This is a genomic window from Rhodococcus sp. (in: high G+C Gram-positive bacteria) (assembly GCF_049286785.1).
Lineage (GTDB): Bacteria > Actinomycetota > Actinomycetes > Mycobacteriales > Mycobacteriaceae > Rhodococcus_F.
The window spans coordinates 1-1601 of record NZ_JBAQEO010000189.1 but is presented as its reverse complement, the minus strand read 5'-3'; the positions used below and the strand labels follow the sequence as shown (position 1 = coordinate 1601).

Here is a 1601-nt window from a genome sequence, read left to right as displayed (position 1 = left end):
TATGGACGCGGACGGTTTCGTCCGTGTTACCGGCCGTACCAAGGACATTGTGATCCGCGGCGGCCTGAATATCAGTGTGCGCGAGGTGGAAGACCTGTTGACCGCGCACCCGGCCGTACGGGCGGTTGCCGTGGTGGGAATGCCGAACAAGAAACTCGGTGAGGCGCTCTGCTGCTACGTCGTGCCCGCACCCGGTGAAGAGAACATCACGCTGGAAACCATCAAGGACTTCCTCTTGGACAAGGGTCTGGCAATACAGAAGGTTCCGGAGCGGTTGGAGATCGTCGAGGCGCTGCCGATGACGGCGACGGGCAAGATACAGAAGCACGTCCTGCGCGCGGAGATCGCGGAGAAGATCGCCGACAAGGTTGACCGCTAGATCCGACGCCCCGTTCTGCCGCACGCCCGGTGGTCCCCAGATGGTGGCCGCCCCGACGCCATCGACTGAATCGTCTTGCGGCGGCTGCCTCGCATCAGCCCCGCCCCTTTGTAGTTGATCCCCCGGATACCTATGGACACACCTACCGGCCGTTCATCGACCCCTCGCGTCCGGCGGATACCAAGCCTTCCGGTCTTCATCGAAGCGCGTGCCGCAGCGGATCCGACGGCACCGTGAAGTCGCACGTGCAGCGGATCTTCAAGAGACTCGGCGTGTGCACACGCGTGGAGGTCGCGTCGCTGTACGTCGACTGGAGGCCGGCACATCACCACTTCAGCCGATTCCGGCCGCGTCGGCGTGACGTTCGGACCCAAAACAAGAATTGCGACGTTCCCGCATCTCGTGAATTCATTGTCGGACAGTGAGATTTTGCCTTTGATGTTGTGCGGCTGATGCCGGGTGTGTCGTGACGGCGAACCCGGTCGACCTGCACCACATGACCCGTTGTGCCGAGATCTTTCCACCATCGGTGTGATGCGCCTCACTCCTGGCGCTGGAACGCTGAGTGAGCCTTCCCGTTGGAGATGCCTCGAGGTCGAGGTATGCCACAACGCCACAGTTCGCGAGGAGAATCGATGAGCACCACGGAGCAAGCCACGCAGTTGATCCCGGACGCTATTGCGCGGCAGGTCGTCTTGCCCGAAGGGCATAGCGACAACGACGCCTTGTTCGAGGCCTACCGATGGCTGCGCGAGAACAACCCGCTCGGTCGCGCGGCCGTAGAAGGCTATGACGAGATCTGGCTGGTCAGCAAGTATGCAGACATCATGGAGATCGAGCGCCAGCCCGGAATCTTCACCAGCGCGGGTGGAGACGAAAAGGGCTCTCACAACCCGATCTTGGCCAATCAGGCGGGCGACGCGTTCACGAAGAGTATCAACAACGGCAGCCTGCGGATTCTGGAGACGCTGACGTACCTCGATCCCCCTGAGCACACCGCTGTCAAAGACATTGCACTGGACTGGTTCCGGCCGACGAACCTGGCACAGTGGGGGGACAGGATCAGAGTCCTGGCCAAGGCCGCCGTCTCCCGGCTCCTTGCAACAGACGGGCGAATCGACTTCGTCCAGGATTTTGCATTGCACTACCCGCTGCACGTCATCATGGGCCTGCTCGGTGTTCCTGAAGAAGACGAGCCGCGCATGATGACGCTGACCCAGGA

Annotated in this window: 1 protein-coding gene and 1 pseudogene; both read left to right on the top strand. The window is 61.7% G+C overall.

Annotation, left to right across the window (positions count from 1 at the left end):
* Positions 1–379: AMP-binding enzyme (locus WAW17_RS07730; RefSeq protein ID WP_422332404.1), on the top strand; the 379-nt coding region annotated here is incomplete at its 5' end.
* A 635-nt stretch (positions 380–1014) separates the two neighbouring features.
* A pseudogene (locus WAW17_RS07725) lies at positions 1015–1601 on the top strand (cytochrome P450); the annotation flags it as partial.